We start from the raw sequence: 19,677 nt of genomic DNA, 5'->3' as shown, positions 1-19,677 counted from the left end.
CGATACCGGTCGGGCCGGGAGTCCCCTCGGCGGTCGCCTTCTCCGTCACGCGCCCACCCCTTGCTTCCGCAGTTCCTTCGCCAGCCGGTAGAGCCCCGCGATGTCCCCGCCGTCCCCGAGGAAGGGGAGCTCGTACGCGGGCACGCCGATGCCGTCCAGGACCGCCCGCTGCTCCCGCTCCAGCTCCACCCGCCGGGCGTGCTCGGCCGCCTGGTCGAGGAGCGGTTCGACGAGCCGCGTGCCGCCCGTGACGCCGGCGGAGGCCAGGCTCCGCGCGATCGCGTCCCGGTGGTCGCCGGAGGCGGCCCGTACCGCCGCCTCGTCGAGGACGTGCGGGCGGACCATGTTCACCACGACCCGCCCCACCGGCAGTTCGGCCGCGCGGAGCTCCGCGATGCCGTCCGCCGTCTCCTGGACCGGCATCTCCTCCAGGAGCGTCACCAGATGGACCGCCGTCTCGGGCGACTTGAGGACCCGCATGACGGCCTGCGCCTGGTTGTGTATCGGGCCGATCCTGGCGAGCCCCGCGACCTCGTCGTTGACGTTGAGGAAGCGGGTGATGCGGCCGGTGGGCGGCGCGTCCATGACCACGTGGTCGTAGGTGTGGCCGCCGTGCTTCTCGCGCCGTCTGACCGCCTCGCACGCTTTGCCGGTCAGCAGGACGTCCCGTACCCCCGGGGCTATCGTCGTCGCGAAGTCGATCGCGCCGAGCTTCTTCAGGGCCCGCCCCGCGCTGCCCAGTTTGTAGAACATCTGGAGGTAGTCGAGGAGCGCGCGCTCGGCGTCGATGGCCAGCGCGTACACCTCGCCGCCGCCCGGCGCGACGGCGATCTTGCGTTCTTCGTACGGAAGCGCTTCCGTCTCGAAGAGCTGTGCGATGCCCTGTCTGCCTTCGACCTCGACGAGGAGGGTGCGTTTGCCCTCCGTCGCGAGGGCGAGCGCGAGGGCGGCGGCGACCGTCGTCTTACCGGTACCGCCCTTGCCGCTGACGACCTGGAGCCTGCTCACGCTGTCGAGCCTAACCACTGGCGGCGGCGCCCAATCAGGAGGCCGCCCCGCGGCAGCGGATACAGTCGCCTCCATGACCAAGTGGGAGTACGTCACGGTGCCGCTTCTGGTGCACGCGACGAAGCAGATTCTGGACACCTGGGGCGAGGACGGCTGGGAGCTCGTCCAGGTCGTGCCCGGGCCGAACAACCCCGAGCAGCTCGTGGCCTACCTGAAGCGGGCCAAGTCGTGAGCGGGGCCGTCGAGGCGAAGCTCGCCGAGCTCGGCCTGACCCTGCCGGAGGTCGTGCCGCCGCTGGCCGCGTACCAGCCGGCCGTGCAGTCGGGCGTGTACGTCTACACCTCGGGCCAGCTCCCGATGGTGGGGGGCAAGCTCTCGGTGACCGGCAAGGTCGGCGACGAGGTCACCGCCGAGGAGGCCAAGCAGCTCGCGGCCACCTGCGCGCTGAACGCCCTCGCGGCCGTGAAGTCGGTCGCCGGTGACCTGGACCGGATCAAGCGGGTCGTGAAGGTCGTGGGCTTCGTCGCCTCCGCCTCCGACTTCACCGGGCAGCCGGGCGTCATCAACGGCGCGAGCGAGCTGCTCGGCGCGGTCCTCGGCGACAAGGGCGTGCACGCGCGCAGCGCCGTCGGCGTGGCCGTGCTGCCGCTCGACGCGCCGGTCGAGGTCGAGGTCCAGGTGGAGCTGGAGGCCTGACCGCCCGTAACCCCGCACAGTGCGTGAAGAGCCGGTTCCTTCGTGGGAGGGAACCGGCTCTCTCTCGTGTGTGGGAGGGGACCGGCTCTCGTACGTGAGACGGAACCGGCTCTCGCACGTGAGACGGAACCGGCTCTCGCGCGTCGGCGCGCGTCGGAGGGAACCGGCTCTCGTGCAATTGCGTGCTTGCGCATAGCATCCGCCCATGTCGAATGCTCAGCCGAACGGTCAGTGGTACCCGCCGGAATGGCCCGACCGCATCCGCGCCCTCGCCGCGGGCGAGCTCACCCCGGTGAGCCCCCGGCGCGCCGCCACCGTGCTCCTCCTGCGGGACGGGGCCGCGGGGCCGGATGTGCACATGCTGCGCCGCCGCGCCTCGATGGCCTTCGCGGGCGGCGCGTACGCCTACCCCGGCGGCGGGGTCGACCCGCGTGACGAGCAGCCGGTCCGCTGGGCGGGGCCCTCCCTCGGTGCCTGGGCCGCGCGCCTCGGGTTCGACGAGGGCGACGCCGCGCAGGCCCAGGCCGTGGTCTGTGCCGCCGTGCGCGAGACGTACGAGGAGGCGGGCGTCCTGCTCGCCGGGGAGACCGCGGACACCGTGGTCGGCGACACCACCGGCGAGGACTGGGAGCGGGACCGGGAGGCGCTCGTCGCCCGGGAGCTGTCCTTCGCCGACTTCCTCGACCGGCGCGGGCTCGTCCTGCGCTCGGACCTGCTCGGCGCGTGGGCCCGCTGGATCACGCCCGAGTTCGAGCAGCGCCGGTACGACACGTGGTTCTTCGTGGCCGCGCTCCCGGCCGGGCAGCGCACCCGCAACGCCTCCACGGAGGCCGACCGGACCGTCTGGATCCGCCCGGCGGAGGCCGCGGCCGGCTACGACCGCGGCGAGCTGACGATGATGCCGCCGACGATCTCGACCCTGCGCGCCCTGGAGCCGTACGGCACGGCCGCCGAGGCGCTGGGAGCGGCCGGGGACCAGGACCTGGCCCCCGTGCTCGCACAGGCGCGCCTGGAGGGCGACGAGCTGGTCCTGAGCTGGCCGGGGCACGAGGAGTTCACCAAGATCATCCCGGTCGGGGGTGCGTGATGAGCGACGCCGCCGCCCTGCCCGGGCAGCCGCGCGGGCTCGTCGTCTCCGGTCCCGCGACCGACCGCGCGGTGAACGTCCTCGCGCCGAACCCGTCGGCGATGACCCTCGACGGCACGAACACCTGGCTCCTCTCCGAGCCCGGCTCGGACCTCGCCGTCGTCGTCGACCCGGGTCCGCTCGACGAGGGCCATCTGCGCCATGTCGTCGAGACCGCCGAGAAGCTCGGCAAGCGGGTCGCGCTCACCCTGCTCACCCACGGCCACCCGGACCACGCCGAGGGTGCGGGCCGCTTCGCCGAGCTGACCCGGACCGCCGTGCGGGCCCTCGACCCGGCGCTGCGGCTCGGCGACGAGGGGCTCGGCGAGGGGGACGTGGTGGCGGTCGGCGGCCTGGAGGTACGGGTCGTCCCGACGCCCGGGCACACCTCGGACTCGCTCTCCTTCCATCTGCCCGCCGACCGGGCGGTGCTGACGGGGGACACGATCCTGGGGCGCGGCACGACGATGGTCGCGCATCCGGACGGGCGGCTCGGCGACTACCTGGACTCGCTGCGGCGGCTGCGCTCGCTCACCGTCGACGACGGGGTGCACACGGTCCTGCCGGGGCACGGGCCGGTCCTGGAGGACGCGCAGGGGGCCGTGGAGTTCTATCTGGCGCACCGGGCGAACCGGCTCGCCCAGGTCGAGACGGCGGTCGAGAGCGGCCACCGGACGGCGGCGGAGGTCGTCGCGCACGTGTACGCGGACGTGGACCGCTCGCTGTGGCCCGCGGCGGAGCTGTCCGTACGGGCGCAGCTGGAGTACCTGCGGGAGCGCGGCCTGGTCTGAGCGGCGGGTGGAGTTGTCACGATCCGGAACCGAGCGAGCCCCCGCCGCGTCGGTCGTCTTGACCTGTGCTTTACGCTCCGCTTACTTCTGGCCGTAGCTCTCGGGGGGAACGCCCGTGTTCGTCATCGCCATCCTGCTGGTCATAGCCGCAGTGGTGCTCTTCTTCGTCGGCCGCGCCAACGACTCCAAGGGGCTGAAGTTCGGTGCCCTCGGCGCCGTCCTGGCCGGTGTGTTCTCGTTGATCGTGAGCATGACCTACGTGATCAGCGCGTACGAGGTCGGTGTGCCGGTCGCCTTCGGCAAGGTGGGCTCGCCCATGACCTCGGGCATGCACGTGAAGTCGCCGTTCACCGACGTCACGACCTTCTCCACCCGCCCCGTCGACCTCAACCTCTCCGACAAGGACGTGGTCGAGGTCCGCTCCTCGCAGGGCGGTGTCATGTACGCCGAGGTGACGGTGAAGTGGGCCGTCGTCCCGGCCAAGTCCGTCGAGCTGTACAAGCTCGCGGGCAGCGAGGACGCCATCCAGCAGCGGCTCGTCTACCCGGACAGCCGGGAGATCGTCCGTAACGTCTTCGCCCGCTACACCAGCGAGCAGGGGTACGCCTCCGACCGCGAGAAGATCAACGCCGAGATCGGCGCCCTGATCAAGGAGCGCCTCGTCCCGCGCGGGATCGACGTGACCACGGTCAACCTGCGCAACGTGAAGCCCTCGGACTCGCTCCAGGGCCAGATCGACCGCAAGATCCAGCAGCAGCAGTCGACCGAGCGTGCCCTTGAGGCCGCCCGTACGGCCAAGGCCGAGTCCGACCGGCGCCGGATCGAGGCGGAGGGCATCGCCCGCGCCAACAGGATCCTCAACGACTCGCTGACGGACAAGGTCCTGATGAACCAGTGCATCGACGCGTTCAAGGAGGCCGCGGCGAAGAACCCGATCTACACCGTGCCCTGCGCGAACGGCGCCTCGGCCCCCGTGATCGTGGACGGCTCGAAGCGCTGACCGTCCCCGCACGTACGCGAAAGGCCGCCCCGGTCCGACGACCGGGGCGGCCTTTCGCTTACGTACGGAGGTGCCTACCGCGAGCGCTTCGCGAGGCGCTCCACGTCCAGCAGGATCACCGCGCGGGCCTCAAGACGCAGCCAGCCGCGCTGGGCGAAGTCGGCGAGCGCCTTGTTGACCGTCTCGCGGGAGGCGCCGACCAGCTGGGCCAGCTCCTCCTGGGTGAGGTCGTGCACGACGTGGATGCCCTCCTCCGACTGCACGCCGAAGCGGCGCGACAGGTCGAGGAGCGCGCGGGCGACACGGCCCGGCACGTCGGAGAAGACCAGGTCGGACATCTGGTCGTTGGTCTTGCGCAGCCGGCGGGCGACCGCGCGGAGCAGCGCGGTGGCCACCTCGGGGCGGGCGTTCAGCCAGGGCTGGAGGTCGCCGTGGCCGAGACCGAGCAGCTTGACCTCGGTCAGCGCCGTGGCGGTCGCGGTGCGCGGGCCCGGGTCGAAGAGGGAGAGCTCACCGATGAGCTCGCCGGGGCCGAGGACCGCCAGCATGTTCTCGCGGCCGTCGGGGGAGGTGCGGTGCAGCTTCACCTTGCCCTCGGTGACCACGTACAGGCGGTCACCGGGGTCGCCTTCGTGGAACAGCGCGTCGCCACGGGCGAGCGTCGCCTCACTCATCGAGGCGCGCAGCTCGGCGGCCTGCTCGTCATCGAGCGCCGCGAAGAGCGGGGCGCGCCGCAGAACGTCGTCCACGAGTTCTCTCCATACTGTCGACCTGCTCAAAGGACCTGGGTCCCATGATGCCGGACGCACAAAACAGTGCGATCAATCACAACAAGTTTGACGCACTTGGCTACCCGCGCGTACGGCAGGGGCCCGTTTGAGGTCCGATCGGCCATGCCCGGGGCGGATGTCGGTGGTGGCCCCTAGGCTGGCCGGGTGTCCAACTCGCCGGTGAGAGCGCAGGCCAAGGGGGCTGAAAGAGTGTCGGGCGAAGGTTATTCCGCTGTGGGCGAACACGGCGTGTCGAAGCGGGCGAAAGCCTCGAATCGGACAGTTGTGGGCTCCGAAACGGCCAAGTCGGCAGGGTCGGCCAAGTCGGCGGCCAAGGCGGCGGGGTCGGCCAGGGCAGCCAAGCCGGCGGGGTCGGCCAAGGCGACCGAGCCCGCGGAATCGGCCAAGGCGGCCAAGTCGGCGGGATCAGCCAAGTCGGCGAGGCCGACCAAGGCGGCCAAGCCCGAGTCGCGGCTCGCGATGGTCCGGCGGGCGCGGAAGATCAACCGCGAGCTCGCCGAGGTCTTCCCGTACGCCCACCCGGAGCTCGACTTCCGGAACCCCTTCGAGCTGCTCGTCGCCACGGTCCTCTCCGCGCAGACCACCGACCTGCGGGTCAACCAGACCACTCCCGCCCTCTTCGCGAAGTACCCCACGCCCGAGGACCTCGCCGCCGCCGTGCCGGAGGAGGTCGAGGAGCTGATCCGCCCGACCGGCTTCTTCCGGGCCAAGACCAAGTCGATCATGGGCCTGGCCGCTGCCCTCAGGGACGACTTCGGCGGAGAGGTGCCGGGCCGCCTGGAGGACCTCGTCAAGCTCCCCGGCGTCGGCCGCAAGACCGCGTTCGTCGTCCTCGGGAACGCCTTCGGGGTCCCCGGCATCACCGTCGACACCCACTTCATGCGCCTCGTGCGGCGCTGGAAGTGGACCGAGCAGGAGGACCCGGTCAAGATCGAGGCGGAGATCGCCGAGATCTTCCCGAAGAGCGAGTGGACCATGCTCTCGCACCGGGTGATCTTCCACGGCCGCCGGATCTGCCACGCCCGCAAGCCCGCGTGCGGCGCCTGCCCCATCACCCACCTCTGCCCCTCGTACGGCGAGGGCGAGACGGACCCGGAGAAGGCGAAGAAGCTGCTCAAGTACGAGATGGGCGGCTTCCCGGGCCAGCGGCTCGACCCGCCGCCCGGCTACCCGGGCCGCCCCGCGCCCCCGCTGGGCGCGAGTGGCTGAGACCGGCCCCCGGGACCGAGCCGCCGGGAACGAACCCGTCCACCGATCGCGTTGTGAAACACGGGGTGCCTATGACGCGCACTGACGAAGACATCCACGGCGAGCACGTCCGTGGCCGAGAGGGCCGCGGCCCCGGCACCGGCGGCCTGGTCGACCGGGCCGGGCTGCCCGGCTGGCTCGGCCCCGTCGACCGGGCCGCCCGCACGGTCGCGCCCGAGCAGCTGAGCCGCTTCCTGCCGCCCGCGAGCGGCGCCGGCCGCCAGTCCGCCGTCCTCGTCCTCTTCGGCGAGGGCGAGCGCGGTCCCGAGCTGCTCCTCATGGAGCGCGCCGGCAGCCTGCGCTCGCACGCCGGGCAGCCCTCCTTCCCGGGCGGCGCCCTCGACCCGGAGGACGGCGACCCGGCGGACGGCGGGCTGCTGCGCGCCGCCCTGCGGGAGGCCCGGGAGGAGACCGGGCTCGACCCGGCGGGGGTCCAGATCTTCGGCGTGCTCCCGCAGCTCTACATCCCGGTCAGCGGCTTCGTCGTCACCCCCGTCCTCGGCTGGTGGCGGGCCCCGAGCCCGGTCGGGGTCGTCGACCCCGGCGAGACCGCCCGTGTCTTCACCGTGCCCGTGGCGGATCTCACGGATCCCGCGAACCGTGCGACGGCCGTCCACCCGAGCGGCCACCAGGGCCCCGCGTTCCTGGTCGAGTCCGCTCTGGTCTGGGGTTTTACCGCCGGAGTGATCGACCGGCTCCTGCACTTCTCCGGCTGGGAGCGTCCCTGGGACCGGGCCAAGCAGGTCCCGCTCGACTGGCGCTCATGACAGGCTGACCCCGGGCGACCGAAACGAATTTGCGAGGCTAACGACGGTGAACGTGCTGGACATCTTGTTGCTGCTCGCCGCCGTGTGGTTCGCCGTCATCGGATATCGCCAGGGATTCGTGGTCGGCATCCTGTCGGTGATCGGGTTCCTCGGCGGCGGTCTCGTCGCCGTGCTGCTGCTCCCGGTCCTCTGGGAGCAGCTGACGGACGACAGCGAGGTCTCGACCACGGCGACGGTCGTCTTCGTGATGGTGGTCATCGTCTGCGCCTCGGTCGGCCAGGCGTTCACCACCCACCTCGGCAACAAACTGCGCCGGCACATCACCTGGTCACCGGTGCGCGCCCTGGACGCCACCGGCGGCGCCCTCGTGAACGTCGTCGCGATGCTCCTCGTGGCCTGGCTGATCGGCTCCGCCCTCGCCCGTACCTCGCTGCCCACCCTGGGCAAGGAGGTGCGGAACTCGAAGGTCCTGCTCGGGGTCGAGCAGGTGATGCCGGATCAGGCGTCCGGCTGGTTCGACGACTTCAGCTCCACCCTGGCCCGCAGCGGCTTCCCGCCGGTCTTCAGCCCCTTCGCCAACGAGCCGATCACCCCGGTCACCCCGCCCGACCCGGCGCTCGCCGACAGCCCGGTCGCCGACCGCGCCCAGCGCTCTATCGTGAAGGTCGTCGGCACCGCGCAGAGCTGCGGCAAGGTCTTCGAGGGCACCGGCTTCGTCTTCGCCGACCGCCGGGTCATGACCAACGCCCATGTCGTCGGCGGGGTCGACGAGCCGACCGTCCAGATAGGCGGCGAGGGCAAGCTCTACGACGCGAAGGTCGTCCTCTACGACTGGCAGCGCGACATCGCCGTCCTGGACGTGCCGGCCCTCAAGGCGGAGCCGCTGACCTTCTCCGAGGAGGACGCCCGCAGCGGCGACGGCGCGATCGTCGCCGGCTTCCCGGAGAACGGCGCGTACGACGTGCGATCGGCACGCGTCCGGGGCCGTATCAGCGCCAAGGGCCCCGACATCTACCAGCGGGACGAGGTGCGCAGGGACGTGTACTCGCTGTACGCGACGGTCCGCCAGGGCAACTCCGGCGGCCCGCTCCTCACCGACGACGGCGAGGTGTACGGCGTGATCTTCGCCCGCTCCCTCGACGACGTGAACACGGGGTACGCCCTGACGGTCGACGAGATCCGCGAGGACATCGAGCGCGGCCGGACCGCCGTCCAGGAGGTCGACACCCAGGCCTGCGCCCTCTGATCCCGCTCGTACCGCTTGAATCGCCCGTTCCCCGCGTACGCCGCGTACCCCCTAGGGGGTGTCGCGTGGATGCCGGAGCCGGGCCGAGACCCACCGGGCCCGGCGGCGCAGGATGCGCGAGATCCCTACCCCTTGCACGGCGTGCGCGTGGCCCTGGTCCTGCGGGCCACCCCTCTCTCGGGAGCCCGGCCCAGCGGCCGAGCGGCGGTTGCGTGCTGTGTCACCGTAGTCGTGCGTCCAGCCCATACCTCGACGTCTGCCCGTGGCCCAAGGTCGGTAACCGCCCGGGGGCCCGCCAATTGGAGTATGCGCCGGGCACATGGCCGTTCGACGGATGCCTGTGCGTCAGAAGCGTGGCCGGACCGCTGTTCAGACGGTGTGTCAGCGGTCGGGCTCGGGGTCCTTCAGCCAGTTGACGAGCTCCGTGGAGAAGGCCACCGGGTCCTCCTCGTGCGGGAAGTGGCCGAGTCCGTCGAAGAGCCGCCAGCGGTACGGCGCCTCCACGTACTCGCCCGAGCCGGCCGCGCTGCGGGTCCGCATCACCGGGTCCATGGAGCCGTGGAGGTGCAGCGTCGGCACCCGTACGGGCCGCTTCATGCGCCGGTTGAACTGGATGCCGTCGGGGCGGGCCAGGGAGCGCACCATCCAGCGGTACGGCTCGATCGAGCAGTGCGCCGTCGACGGGACCAGCATCGCCCGCCGGTAGACCTCGACGGCCTCCTCGTCGGCGGGGCGCGGCCCCGACCAGTCCCGGATGAGCTCCCCGACGAGCGCCGCGTCGTCCGCGACGAGCCGGCGCTCCGGGAGCCACGGCTGCTGGAAGCCCCAGATGTGCGAGCCGGCCCGCGACTGGGAGAAGTCGGCGAGCATCGCCGACCGCCAGCGGCGCGGGTGCGGCATCGACGAGACGGCCAGGCGGCGCACCAGCTTGGGCCGCATCACGGCCGCCGTCCAGGCGAGGTAGCCGCCCAGGTCGTGGCCGACGAGCGCCGCGTCCGGCTCCCCGAGGGAGCGGATGACGCCGGTGATGTCGAGGGCCAGGTTGGCGGGGTCGTAACCCCGGGGCGTGCGGTCGCTGCCGCCCACCCCGCGGAGGTCCATCGCCACGGCCCGGAACCCCGCGTCGGCGAGGGCCGGCAGCTGGTGGCGCCAGGTCCACCAGAACTGCGGGAAGCCGTGGAGGAGCAGCACCAGCGGGCCGTCGCCCATCTCGGCGATGTGGAAGCGGGCGCCGTTGGCGGCCACGTCGCGATGGGTCCACGGCCCGTCGAGCCGGACGGGCCCGCCGTTGCCGCTGCTGCTCTCGGGGAGGGTCATACGGACGAGCGTGCCACAGCGGAGGCCTTGTCCAGCGCCTTGGCCGGCTCCGGGCGCGGGTGGGGCTTCACCGTGGACAGCAGGGCGGCCGTCTCCTTCGCGGAGGCGATGGACTTCTCCGGCGGCTTCACCTTGCGGAACTTGGCGTACGCGATGAAGCCGAGGAGCCCGGCGATCAGTACGTTCGCCGCGAAGGAGAGCAGGAAGCACCAGACGAGGTTCCAGCCCCCGTTGCCGTTGTGCCCGCCGGTCCAGGTGTTGATGGCGTACGCGAGGGCGAAGCTCAGCATCGGCAGCGAGAACAGCAGCATCACGCCGGCGGTGATGCCCGCGACGCTGCCGATCGCGCCACGCTTGACGTCCTGCCTGATCTCGGCCTTGGCCAGGGCGATCTCGTCGTGCACCAGCGCGGACATCTCGGCGGTCGCCGAGGCGACCAGCTGGCCCAGGCTGCGCTCGGTCCCGTCGAACGGGTCGCTCATCGCTGCTCCCTCTTCTCTTCTGCGGTCCGAGGTTCTCTTCTTACGGTGCGAGTCCTCTTCTACGGTCCGAGTCAGATCATGCCGGACGGTCGGCCTCGTCGCGCGATGCCCCCGCCGCTTGGGCGCGCTCGCGGTGCTCGGCGGCCTTCCGCTCGTAGATCTCCGCCATGCGCAGGTGGTACGCCGGGTTGTCCTGCTCGTAGATGTCCGGGATGCCGTCGTGGTCCTCGTCGCGCTCCTCGTCGGCGATGAGCGCCTGGTACTTGCGGACCCGGAGCTTCAGCAGGACGGAGGCGAGGACGGCCGCGATGAGGGAGCCGATGAGGACGGCGGCCTTCACCTCGTCGGTGAGGGCCTCGTCGCCGACGAAGGCGAGCTCGCCGATGAGCAGGGAGACGGTGAAGCCGATGCCGGCGAGGGAGGCGACGGCGAAGACGTCCGGCCAGGTCAGGTCGGGGTTGAGCTCGGCCTTGGTGAAGCGGGCGGCGAGCCAGGTGCCGCCGAAGATGCCGATGGCCTTGCCGACGACGAGGCCGAGGACGACGCCGAGGGTGACCGGCTGGGTGAAGACGTCGCCGATCGCCCCGCCGGAGATGCTGACACCGGCGGAGAAGAGCGCGAACAGCGGTACGGCGAGGCCGGCCGAGAGCGGGCGTACGAGGTGCTCGATGTGCTCGCCGGGGGAGTGCTTCTCACCCTCGCGGGTGGTGCAGCGCAGCATCAGGCCCATCGCGACGCCGGCGATGGTGGCGTGGACGCCGCTGTTGTACATCAGGGCCCAGATGACGAGGGCCAGCGGGACGTACACGTACCAGCCGCGGACGTTCGCGCGGAGCAGGACCCAGAAGAGGACGAGTCCGGCGACGGCGCCGCCGAGCGCGGCGAAGTTCAGGTCGCTGGTGAAGAAGACCGCGATGATCAGGATTGCGAAGAGGTCGTCGACGACGGCGAGGGTCAGCAGGAAGGCGCGCAGCGCGGACGGCAGCGAGGTGCCGATGACGGCGAGGACGGCGAGCGCGAACGCGATGTCGGTCGCGGTGGGTACGGCCCAGCCGTCCATCGAGCCGTTGCCGAGGGTGTTGACCAGGGCGTAGACGAGGGCGGGCGCGGCCATGCCGCAGATCGCGGCGATGACGGGGAGCGCGGCGGCCTTGGGGTCGCGGAGCTCGCCCGCGACGAGCTCGCGCTTGAGCTCGATGCCGGCGACGAAGAAGAAGATCGCGAGGAGCCCGTCGGCCGCCCAGTGCTGGATCGACAGGTCGAGCCCGAGGGCGCTGGGGCCTATGTGGAAGTCCTGGACCGTCTTGTAGCTCTCGGCCGCGGGGGTGTTGGCCCAGATGAGGGCGGCCACGGCGGCGAGGAGGAGGAGCACGCCGCCGACGGTCTCGGTGCGCAGGGCATCCGTGAGGTAGCGCCGCTCGGGCAGGGAGAGCCGGCCGAGAAACTTGCGGTCGGTGGGTGCGGACACGTGGGAAACCTCCGTCGGGCGGGCAGGGCGAAGCACATGCCGACCAGACTTCCCGGCGCACCTAGGTATTTCTGTCGCGTTCCTGACGCGGTCCTTACTTTACCTAACGAGCGAGGGTTGTGTCCGGCGAGAATCACTTTATGGATATCTGTGGCATTCGTCCCATCGGGGCCGGGCGTGCCCCGGCACGGGAAACGCCCGCCCCGAACGGTTCGGGGCGGGCGTTCACGTCGTTCCTGTCGTACGCGGCTGCTGAGGCTCAGTCCTCGGTGGACGTGGTCGGCAGCTGCGTCTGGATGAGCGACATGACCGAGGAGTCGGTGAGCGTCGTGACGTCCCCGAGCTCCCTGTTCTCCGCCACGTCGCGCAGCAGGCGGCGCATGATCTTGCCCGAGCGGGTCTTCGGCAGCTCCGCGACCGGCAGGACCCGCTTCGGCTTGGCGATCGGGCCGAGGGTCGCGCCGACGTGGTTGCGCAGGTCGGCGACGAGGTTCTCGTCCTCGCTCGCGGAGCCGCGCAGGATGACGAAGGCGACGATGGCCTGTCCGGTGGTCTCGTCGGCGGCGCCGACGACGGCCGCCTCGGCCACGGCCGGGTGCGAGACGAGCGCCGACTCGACCTCGGTGGTCGAGATGTTGTGGCCCGAGACGAGCATGACGTCGTCGACCCGGCCGAGGAGCCAGATGTCGCCGTCCTCGTCCTTCTGGGCGCCGTCACCGGCGAAGTACTTGCCCTCGAAGCGGGACCAGTACGTGTCGATGTACCGCTGGTCGTCGCCCCAGATCGTGCGGAGCATGGACGGCCACGGCTCGGTGAGGACCAGGTAGCCGCCGCCGCCGTTCGGCACCTCGTTCGCCTCGTCGTCGACGACGGTCGCGGAGATGCCGGGCAGCGCGCGCTGGGCGGAGCCCGGCTTGGTCTCGGTGACGCCCGGCAGCGGCGAGATCATCATCGCGCCGGTCTCGGTCTGCCACCAGGTGTCCACGATCGGGGTCTTGTTGGCGCCGATGTGCTCGCGGTACCAGACCCAGGCCTCGGGGTTGATCGGCTCGCCGACCGAGCCCAGCACGCGGAGGCTGGACAGGTCGAACTTCGCGGGGATGTCGTCGCCCCACTTCATGAACGTGCGGATCGCGGTGGGCGCCGTGTAGAGGATCGTGACGCCGTACTTCTGCACGATCTCCCAGAACCGGCCCTGGTGCGGGGTGTCCGGGGTGCCCTCGTACATGACCTGCGTCGCGCCGTTGGCCAGCGGGCCGTAGACGATGTACGAGTGCCCGGTGACCCAGCCGATGTCGGCGGTGCACCAGTAGACGTCGGTCTCCGGCTTGAGGTCGAAGACCGCGTGGTGCGTGTACGCGGCCTGGGTGAGGTAGCCGCCGGACGTGTGCAGGATGCCCTTCGGCTTCCCCGTCGTACCGGAGGTGTAGAGGATGAAGAGCGGGTGCTCCGCCTCGAAGGCCTCCGGGGTGTGCTCGGCGGACTGGCGGGCGACGATGTCGTCCCACCAGACGTCGCGGCCCTCGGTGAAGGCGGTGTCCTGGCCCGTGCGGCGGACCACGAGGACGTGCTCGACCTGCGGACACTTGGCGACGGCCTCGTCGATGGCCGGCTTCAGGGCGCTCGGCTTGCCGCGGCGGTAGCCGCCGTCGGCGGTCACGACCAGCTTGGCGTCGGCGTCCTGGATGCGGGAGGCCACGGCGTCGGCCGAGAAGCCGCCGAAGACCACCGAGTGGGCGGCGCCGACGCGGGCGCAGGCCAGCATCGTGATGGCCGCCTCGGGGATCATCGGCAGGTAGACGGCGACGCGGTCGCCCTTGCGGACGCCCAGCTCGGTCAGGGCGTTGGCCGCCTTGGAGACCTCGTCCTTCAGCTCGGCGTAGGTGATGGCGCGGCTGTCGCCCGGCTCGCCCTCGAAGTGGATGGCGACCCGGTCGCCGTGCCCGGCCTCGACATGACGGTCGACGCAGTTGTACGCCACGTTCAGCTCGCCGTCCGCGAACCACTTGGCGAACGGCGGGTTCGACCAGTCGAGCGTTTCGGTCGGCTCGGTGGCCCAGGTCAGGCGCTTGGCCTGCTCGGCCCAGAAGCCCAGCCTGTCCGCCTTGGCCTGCTCGTACGCCTCCGCCGTCACATTGGCGTCCGCGGCCAGCTCGGCAGGCGGCGCGAACCGCCTGTCTTCCTTGAGCAGGTTGGCCAAGGATTCGTTGCTCACGACATCTCCCTTTCCCAGGGCGTCCTCTGTGCGTATGTGTCCCGCGTCATAGCTCATCAGTCAGAGGCCCGGGTGACAAGAGCCTCCAGGGAATTGGTTTAGACCTGTGAGCTGATCGACGTGCGGTGGCCCCTTCTTCCCGAGCGGGTGGGAGAAGGGGCCACACAGTCTCACGGACGGGCGGAGCCGATGGTTCAGGACGCGCGCGCGGTCTCCAGACGAACCGTCTCCGGGTGAGCTGTCTCCGGGTGGGCTGAATCCGGGTGGACTGTCTCCGGGCGGGCTGAATCCGGGCGGTCCGTCTCGGGACGTTCCGGCTCCCAGTGGTCCGTCGGCATGACCTGGGTGAAGACGTCGTCGTAGCTGTGCACCTCGTCCGTGCCGGCGAGCAGGTACGCCTGCGCCTCGCCCACGTGGAAGTACATGCCGTGCAGCGTGAGGCTGCCCTCGGCCAGCCGGCGCGCCACCGACTCGTACGCCCTGAGGTGCTCCAACTGCTGCACCACGTTGGTCAGGCAGAGCTGCTCGACCGCGTCGGCCGGCAGCCGCCCGGAGATCCGGGCCCAGGCGTGCCGCCGGCTCGCCATCCGCTCCAGGCTCGGCCGGCCGTGCCGCAGCCAGCGCCGCAGCGGGGTCGGCGGTGTCGCCGGATCGTCCGGGCCGCTGCCCAGCAGGGCCTGCATCGCGCCGCAGCCGGAGTGGCCGCACACGGTGATCGACTCGACCCGCAGCACGTCCACCGCGTACTCGATCGCCGCCGCCACCGAGTCGTCACCGCTCTCCTCGCCGGGGAGGGGGACGAGATTGCCGACGTTCCGCACGGTGAAGAGGTCGCCGGGGCCGCTGGAGGTGATCATGCTCGTGACCAGGCGGGAGTCCGCGCAGGTCAGGAAGAGCTGCGAGGGGCTCTGGCCCTCGCGGGCGAGCCGGGCGAGTTCGTCCCGCACGAGCGGGGCGGTGTTCCGCTGGAACTTCCCGATGCCGCTGGCCAACCGCAGCCCCGACGTCCGCCGGGGCTCGGCGGCGGGCTCGGGGGCGGCCCGGTCCTGCTCGGCGGCGGGCCGCTCCCCGCACTGGTGGTTGTGCCACGGGGTCCAGGGCCGGCAGCAGGTCGGCGGGGCCGAGTCGGCGGCCGTACGGGCGGAGGGTTCGGCGATCCGGGCGCCGGACGGGCCGGTCGTCTCGACCGTGCCGCCGCGGGCGAGGTGCCCGGCCGTCCACTCGCTCAGCGTCTCGTAGGCGGCGTGGTCCATGAACGAGCCGTCCAGCTCGACCACCACGTGGGACCCCTGGGGCAGTTGGTGCAGGGCCCGGCTCAGCCGGGGGACGGCGAGGAAGGTCAGCTGGCCCCGTACGTGCAGCAGCTGCCTGCCGTCCCGCTCCTCGCGGCTGATCCGGGTGCGGGCCAGCCGGTGCATCGCGACGGCGATGGCCACGGCGATGCCCAGGGCGACGCCCTCCAGGATGCCGACGAGGACGACACCGGCCAGCGTCACGGCGTAGACGACGACCTCGCGGTGCCGGGTGACCGTGCGGATGTGGGTGATGCTGACCATCTGGATGCCGACCACCATGACGAGGGCGGCGAGCGCGGCCAACGGGATCAGGTCGAGCACCGGGACGAGCAGCAGGGCCGCGAGCACGACCCACAGGCCGTGGAGCATGGTGGAGGCTCGGCTCACCGCGCCCGCCGACACGTTGGCGACGCTGCGGACGGCGACCCCGGCGACCGGCAGTCCGCCGAGCACCCCGGAGACCACGTTGGCCGCGCCCTGTCCGGCGAGCTCGCGGTCGAGGTGGGAGCGCGGGACGCTCCGGCCGAGGTCCGCGCGGGCGGCGACCAGCTTGTCGACCGCGACGGCGGAGAGCAGCGACTGCACGCTCGTGACCAGGGTGATCGTGAGCACCCCGGCGGCGATGCCGAGGACCGGGCCCTCGGGCAGGCCGGGCAGCGCGTGGCTGCTCCAGGAGGGCAGGTCGACGCGGGGCACGGCGAGCCCGGCGACGACGGCCACCGCCGTCGCCCCGGCCACCGCGACGAGTGCGGCGGGGACCTTCCGTACGAGCCGGCCGACCCGCCCAGGGAGCTTCGGCCAGGACAGCAGCACCGTCACGGTGAGGGCGCTGATGGCGAGCGCGGACGGGTGGATGCGCGCCAACTGGGCGGGCAGGCCGAGGACGTTGTCCACGGTGGAGCTCTGCGGGGTGCCGCCGAGCACGATGTGCAGCTGGGCGACGGCGATGGTGACGCCGATCCCGGCCAGCATGCCGTGCACGATCGCGGGCGAGACGGCCAGGGCCGAGCGGGCCACGCGGAGGGCGGACAGGGCGAGTTGGGCGAGTCCGGCGAGGACGGTGATGGCGCAGGTGGTGCGCCAGCCGTACCGCTGGATGAGCTCCGCGGTCACGACCGTGAGGCCGGCGGCGGGGCCGCTCACCTGGAGCGGGGAGCCGCCGAACCGGCCGGCGACGATGCCGCCGACGGCCGCGGCGACCAGGCCGGCCTGGAGCGGGGCTCCGGTGGCGAGGGCGATGCCGAGCGAGAGCGGCAGGGCGATCAGGAAGACGGCGACCGAGGCGGACAGGTCCGCGCCGGCGACGCGGAAGCGGCGCGGGCCGTCCGGCGGGCTGTGGGGCCGCTGGACTCGGGGTCGGGTGGTCTCGGGTCGGGTGGTCTTGCGGGCAGGGGTGCAGAGGGTCATGTTTCCCGTCTCCTCCGGGGCAGCGCGGTCGCGGCTCGTGCGGGACGAACGTGGGGGTCGCGGCCGTGGGTCACGGCGTGCAGCGGCGGGATTCCGGCGGGATCCCGGGAGGGGTGGGATCAACGCTCGGTAAATGGATCGTAATGGAGAGTAAAGTCTCCGGCATTATTTTCGGGGCAAACAGGGCAATGATTCACCGGTTCCGGTGATAGACGAACGGATTGCCGCTTGTCGTTTCATCTCCCCGGCGGGTGCGGTGCGACGTTGACGCCGCTCGTACGGAACGTGCTCTGAGGAGAGGTGGGCGGATGCCAGCCGCCGGGAGAAGGACCGCAGTCCACAAGGCAGTCCACAAGAGGGCGCTCGCCGCCGGCGCCCTCGCTGTCGCCCTGATCACCGGCCTCGCCGGCTGCTCGGGCTCCGACGGCGCCGCGACGAAGGGCGTGCCGGGCGGGGCCGGGGCGGGTGCCGGTGCGGATGCGGGTGCCGGTGCCGGCGCCGGTGCCAAGAAGGGCCCGGCCGCGGCTCCACAGAACGCGGTGCGCCTGATCGGCGACGGCTCCACGGCCTTCACCGGCGCCCAGCCGCACCAGCCGGTCTGGCAGCGGCTCAAGCCGGGGGAGACCCCGCCGCAGTTCGTGGTCTTCTCGTGGGACGGGGCGGGCGAGGACAGCCAGAAGCTGTTCTCCCACTTCCGCTCGGTCGGCAAGAAGTACGACGCGACCATGACGTACTTCCTCAGCGGCGTGTACCTGCTGCCCGAGGAGAAGCGGAAGCTCTACGACCCGCCGCAGCACAGCGCGGGCCGCTCCGACATCGGCTTCAACGACGTCGAGGGCATCCGTGCCACCGTTCGCGAACTGCGTGCGGCGTGGCAGGAGGGCAACGAGATCGGCACCCACTTCAACGGGCACTTCTGCGGGCCGGAGTCCGGGGTCGGCAACTGGTCGCCCGAGGAGTGGAAGAGCGAGATCAACCAGGCGAAGTCCTTCGTCAAGAACTGGAAGACGAACGCCGGGCTCCGTGCGGAGCAGCCGCTGCCCTTCGACTACGACAAGGAGCTCGTCGGCGCCCGCACCCCCTGTCTGGAGGGGCGCAAGAACTTCGTCCAGGCGGCGAGCGAGATGGGCTTCCGCTACGACACGAGCGGCGTCAACGACCAGATCTGGCCCAAGAAGGACCTGGGCCTGTGGGACCTGTCGATGCAGCTCGTGCCGGTCCCCGGCCGCGCCTTCCAGACGCTGTCCATGGACTACAACTTCCTGGTCAACCAGTCCCCCGGCACGACCCAGGGCGACGCCTCGCAGCACGAGTACTGGGGCAACCAGATGCGGGACGGCCTGGTGCAGGCCTTCGAGCGCTCCTACCGGGGCAACCGCGCGCCGCTCATCATCGGCAACCACTTCGAGTCCTGGAACGGCGGCACGTACATGCGTGCCATCGAGGAGACCATCGCGACGGTCTGCGTGCAGAAGGACGTCAAGTGCGTGTCCTTCCGCCAGCTCGCCGACTGGCTCGACGCCCAGGACCCCGACGTCATCGCCAAGATGCGCACCCTGAAGGTCGGCGAGACCCCGCAGGGCGGCTGGCCGGCCTTCCTGGCCGCCCGGCCGCCCGCCCCGGCGACCGGCGTCAAGCAGGCTGAACGACACTGACCCCTTCGCCCAGAACAAACCCGGGGTCGACCTGCGCCGCCAGGTCGGCCCCCGGCCCCTTTGTCCTTGCGCCGCTCGCGCCGCTCGGCGCCGGGGGCGCCTCACGGGCTTCGGGGCGCTGCGCCGGACTCCGTCCGGCGGCGTGTGGCGCCGGGCTTCGTCAGCCGAGCTGCGGGACGGCCAGTGGTTCGCCGAGGACGAAGTCGGGATCGATCTGCGCCGCCAGGTCGGCCCCCGTTTTGGCGTTGCCCCAGCTCTCCGCGTTGCGCAGGTGGAAGTGGACCATCTGGCGGGTGTAGCGCTCCCAGTCGCGGTGGGCGTACGAGTCGTCGGCCGCGTCCTGGAGGGCCTGGAGCGACATGCGGTTCTCCGCCTCCAGGAGTTCGAAGCGGGGCGGGCGGCCCTTCTCCATCGCGCGGACCCAGTTCGAGTGGCCCACCGTCACCAGCAGGTCGTCGCCGACCTCCGCACGCAGGAAGTCGAGGTCGTCCTGGCCCTGCACCTTGTTCCCGACGACCTTGAGCGCGACGCCGAAGTCCCGCGCGTACTCCTTGTACTGGCGGTACACCGAGACGCCCTTGAGGGTCGGCTCGGCGACCAGGAAGGTCATGTCGAAGCGGGTGAAGAGGCCGGAGGCGAAGGAGTCCGAGCCCGCCGTCATGTCGACGACCACGTACTCGTCGACCCCGTCGACCAGATGGTTGAGGCAGAGCTCCACCGCGCCGACCTTCGAGTGGTAGCACGACACCCCCAGGTCCGACTCCGTGAAGGGGCCGGTCGCCATCAGCCGGATCTCGCCGTCGTCGAGCCCGACCGTGCGCGCGCAGGCCTCGTAGACCGGGTTGTCCTCACGGACCCGGAGGAGCCGCGAACCCTCCCCGGGCGGCGTCGTCTTGATCATCGTGTCGGCGGAGACGATCCGCGGGTTGGAGCCCCGCAGGTACTCCTTGATGAGCGGCAGGTGCGCGCCCATCGCGGGCAGCGCGGCTGCCTCGGGCTCGGGCAGCCCGAGCGCGGCGCCCAGGTGCTGGTTGATGTCGGCGTCGACGGCGACGACCGGGGACTCGTTGGCGGCGAGGTGGCGGATGAAGAGCGAGGACAGCGTGGTCTTGCCGCTGCCGCCCTTCCCCACGAAAGCGATCTTCATGTTCACCTAGCGTAGCGG

18 protein-coding genes are annotated in these 19,677 nt (G+C 71.5%); 9 read left to right on the top strand and 9 right to left on the bottom strand.

The window, feature by feature from the left end; all coding sequences use genetic code 11:
- Window positions 1-45 precede the first annotated feature (45 nt).
- Window positions 46-1,008 (bottom strand): ArsA family ATPase, encoded by a 963-nt coding sequence (locus ACFC0G_RS25515; RefSeq protein ID WP_376407031.1) that lies wholly within the window; start codon window positions 1,006-1,008, stop codon window positions 46-48.
- 73 nt (window positions 1,009-1,081) lie between these two features.
- On the opposite strand from ACFC0G_RS25515, the gene ACFC0G_RS25510 reads away from it, so the two are divergent.
- The 5 genes from ACFC0G_RS25510 to ACFC0G_RS25490 all read left to right on the top strand — a co-directional run bounded on the left by ACFC0G_RS25510 (window position 1,082) and on the right by ACFC0G_RS25490 (window position 4,621).
- Window positions 1,082-1,240 (top strand): DUF4177 domain-containing protein, encoded by a 159-nt coding sequence (locus ACFC0G_RS25510; protein ID WP_015034547.1) that lies wholly within the window; start codon window positions 1,082-1,084, stop codon window positions 1,238-1,240.
- The gene (locus tag ACFC0G_RS25505) at window positions 1,237-1,704 is read left to right on the top strand and encodes a RidA family protein (protein ID WP_024760179.1); all 468 of its coding nucleotides are present in this window, start codon (window positions 1,237-1,239) and stop codon (window positions 1,702-1,704) included. Before ACFC0G_RS25510 ends, ACFC0G_RS25505 begins: the two co-directional genes overlap by 4 nt.
- Before the next feature lie 205 nt (window positions 1,705-1,909).
- Window positions 1,910-2,791, top strand: coding sequence for an NUDIX hydrolase (locus tag ACFC0G_RS25500; RefSeq protein WP_376407028.1), 882 nt, complete (start codon window positions 1,910-1,912; stop codon window positions 2,789-2,791).
- On the top strand, window positions 2,791-3,621 hold the full coding sequence (locus tag ACFC0G_RS25495; RefSeq protein ID WP_376407026.1) for an MBL fold metallo-hydrolase: 831 nt from the start codon (window positions 2,791-2,793) through the stop codon (window positions 3,619-3,621). The genes ACFC0G_RS25500 and ACFC0G_RS25495 overlap by 1 nt, the downstream gene beginning before the upstream one ends.
- Window positions 3,622-3,736: 115 nt before the next feature.
- Entirely contained in the window at window positions 3,737-4,621 is an 885-nt protein-coding gene (locus ACFC0G_RS25490; RefSeq protein WP_376407024.1) for a prohibitin family protein, read from the top strand.
- Between the two features lie 74 nt (window positions 4,622-4,695).
- Here the strand turns inward: ACFC0G_RS25490 and ACFC0G_RS25485 are convergent, their stop codons facing one another.
- The gene (locus tag ACFC0G_RS25485; protein ID WP_015034542.1) at window positions 4,696-5,370 is read right to left on the bottom strand and encodes a Crp/Fnr family transcriptional regulator; all 675 of its coding nucleotides are present in this window, start codon (window positions 5,368-5,370) and stop codon (window positions 4,696-4,698) included.
- A 306-nt stretch (window positions 5,371-5,676) separates the two neighbouring features.
- Between ACFC0G_RS25485 and nth the strand changes: the two genes are divergently transcribed.
- From nth to ACFC0G_RS25470, 3 genes are all read left to right on the top strand, one after another.
- Window positions 5,677-6,621 (top strand): endonuclease III, encoded by a 945-nt coding sequence (gene nth / locus ACFC0G_RS25480; protein ID WP_376407023.1) that lies wholly within the window; start codon window positions 5,677-5,679, stop codon window positions 6,619-6,621.
- A 71-nt stretch (window positions 6,622-6,692) separates the two neighbouring features.
- A complete protein-coding gene (locus ACFC0G_RS25475; RefSeq protein ID WP_376407021.1) occupies window positions 6,693-7,427 on the top strand; it encodes an NUDIX hydrolase in 735 nt (244 codons plus the stop codon).
- A gap of 46 nt (window positions 7,428-7,473) precedes the next feature.
- Window positions 7,474-8,673, top strand: a complete 1,200-nt coding sequence (locus ACFC0G_RS25470; RefSeq protein WP_376407019.1) for a MarP family serine protease — start codon at window positions 7,474-7,476, stop codon at window positions 8,671-8,673.
- 51 nt (window positions 8,674-8,724) lie between these two features.
- Here ACFC0G_RS25470 and ACFC0G_RS25465 read toward each other — a convergent pair whose 3' ends face one another.
- The 6 genes from ACFC0G_RS25465 to ACFC0G_RS25440 form a co-directional block, all read right to left on the bottom strand.
- Window positions 8,725-8,919, bottom strand: coding sequence for a hypothetical protein (locus tag ACFC0G_RS25465; protein ID WP_376407017.1), 195 nt, complete (start codon window positions 8,917-8,919; stop codon window positions 8,725-8,727).
- 135 nt (window positions 8,920-9,054) lie between these two features.
- Window positions 9,055-9,990 carry an alpha/beta fold hydrolase gene (locus ACFC0G_RS25460; RefSeq protein WP_376407015.1) on the bottom strand — a complete coding sequence of 312 codons (936 nt, stop codon included), beginning with the start codon at window positions 9,988-9,990 and terminating at the stop codon, window positions 9,055-9,057.
- Window positions 9,987-10,472, bottom strand: a complete 486-nt coding sequence (locus ACFC0G_RS25455; RefSeq protein WP_376407013.1) for a phage holin family protein — start codon at window positions 10,470-10,472, stop codon at window positions 9,987-9,989. Before ACFC0G_RS25455 ends, ACFC0G_RS25460 begins: the two co-directional genes overlap by 4 nt.
- Window positions 10,473-10,548: 76 nt before the next feature.
- Entirely contained in the window at window positions 10,549-11,940 is a 1,392-nt protein-coding gene (gene nhaA, locus ACFC0G_RS25450) for a Na+/H+ antiporter NhaA (protein ID WP_376407011.1), read from the bottom strand.
- Window positions 11,941-12,199: 259 nt separating this feature from the next.
- Complete coding sequence (acs, locus tag ACFC0G_RS25445) at window positions 12,200-14,155, bottom strand: acetate--CoA ligase (RefSeq protein ID WP_376407009.1); 1,956 nt, start codon at window positions 14,153-14,155, stop codon at window positions 12,200-12,202.
- Between the two features lie 194 nt (window positions 14,156-14,349).
- Window positions 14,350-16,857, bottom strand: a complete 2,508-nt coding sequence (locus ACFC0G_RS25440) for a SulP family inorganic anion transporter (protein ID WP_376407007.1) — start codon at window positions 16,855-16,857, stop codon at window positions 14,350-14,352.
- 308 nt (window positions 16,858-17,165) lie between these two features.
- On the opposite strand from ACFC0G_RS25440, the gene ACFC0G_RS25435 reads away from it, so the two are divergent.
- Window positions 17,166-18,512 (top strand): hypothetical protein, encoded by a 1,347-nt coding sequence (locus tag ACFC0G_RS25435; RefSeq protein ID WP_376407005.1) that lies wholly within the window; start codon window positions 17,166-17,168, stop codon window positions 18,510-18,512.
- 160 nt (window positions 18,513-18,672) lie between these two features.
- On the opposite strand, the gene ACFC0G_RS25430 is transcribed toward ACFC0G_RS25435, so the two are convergent.
- Window positions 18,673-19,659, bottom strand: coding sequence for an ATP-binding protein (locus ACFC0G_RS25430; RefSeq protein WP_376407003.1), 987 nt, complete (start codon window positions 19,657-19,659; stop codon window positions 18,673-18,675).
- Between the last annotated feature and the right edge of the window lie 18 nt (window positions 19,660-19,677).

The organism is Streptomyces sp. NPDC056169 (assembly GCF_042268445.1).
Lineage (GTDB): Bacteria > Actinomycetota > Actinomycetes > Streptomycetales > Streptomycetaceae > Streptomyces.
The sequence above is the reverse complement of the archived record's forward strand: the minus strand, read 5'-3'. Positions and strand labels throughout refer to the sequence as shown.

Excerpts from the sequence above, each read along its gene's own strand:
- ACFC0G_RS25510 (WP_015034547.1), top strand. The coding sequence starts at position 1,082 with ATGACCAAGTGGGAGTACGTCACGGTGCCGCTTCTGGTGCACGCGACG.
- ACFC0G_RS25500 (WP_376407028.1), top strand. The coding sequence starts at position 1,910 with ATGTCGAATGCTCAGCCGAACGGTCAGTGGTACCCGCCGGAATGGCCC.
- ACFC0G_RS25435 (WP_376407005.1), top strand. The coding sequence starts at position 17,166 with ATGCCAGCCGCCGGGAGAAGGACCGCAGTCCACAAGGCAGTCCACAAG.
- ACFC0G_RS25440 (WP_376407007.1), bottom strand. The coding sequence starts at position 16,857 with ATGACCCTCTGCACCCCTGCCCGCAAGACCACCCGACCCGAGACCACC.
- ACFC0G_RS25455 (WP_376407013.1), bottom strand. The coding sequence starts at position 10,472 with ATGAGCGACCCGTTCGACGGGACCGAGCGCAGCCTGGGCCAGCTGGTC.
- ACFC0G_RS25430 (WP_376407003.1), bottom strand. The coding sequence starts at position 19,659 with ATGAAGATCGCTTTCGTGGGGAAGGGCGGCAGCGGCAAGACCACGCTG.
- ACFC0G_RS25475 (WP_376407021.1), top strand. The coding sequence starts at position 6,693 with ATGACGCGCACTGACGAAGACATCCACGGCGAGCACGTCCGTGGCCGA.
- ACFC0G_RS25465 (WP_376407017.1), bottom strand. The coding sequence starts at position 8,919 with ATGGGCTGGACGCACGACTACGGTGACACAGCACGCAACCGCCGCTCG.
- ACFC0G_RS25495 (WP_376407026.1), top strand. The coding sequence starts at position 2,791 with ATGAGCGACGCCGCCGCCCTGCCCGGGCAGCCGCGCGGGCTCGTCGTC.
- ACFC0G_RS25460 (WP_376407015.1), bottom strand. The coding sequence starts at position 9,990 with ATGACCCTCCCCGAGAGCAGCAGCGGCAACGGCGGGCCCGTCCGGCTC.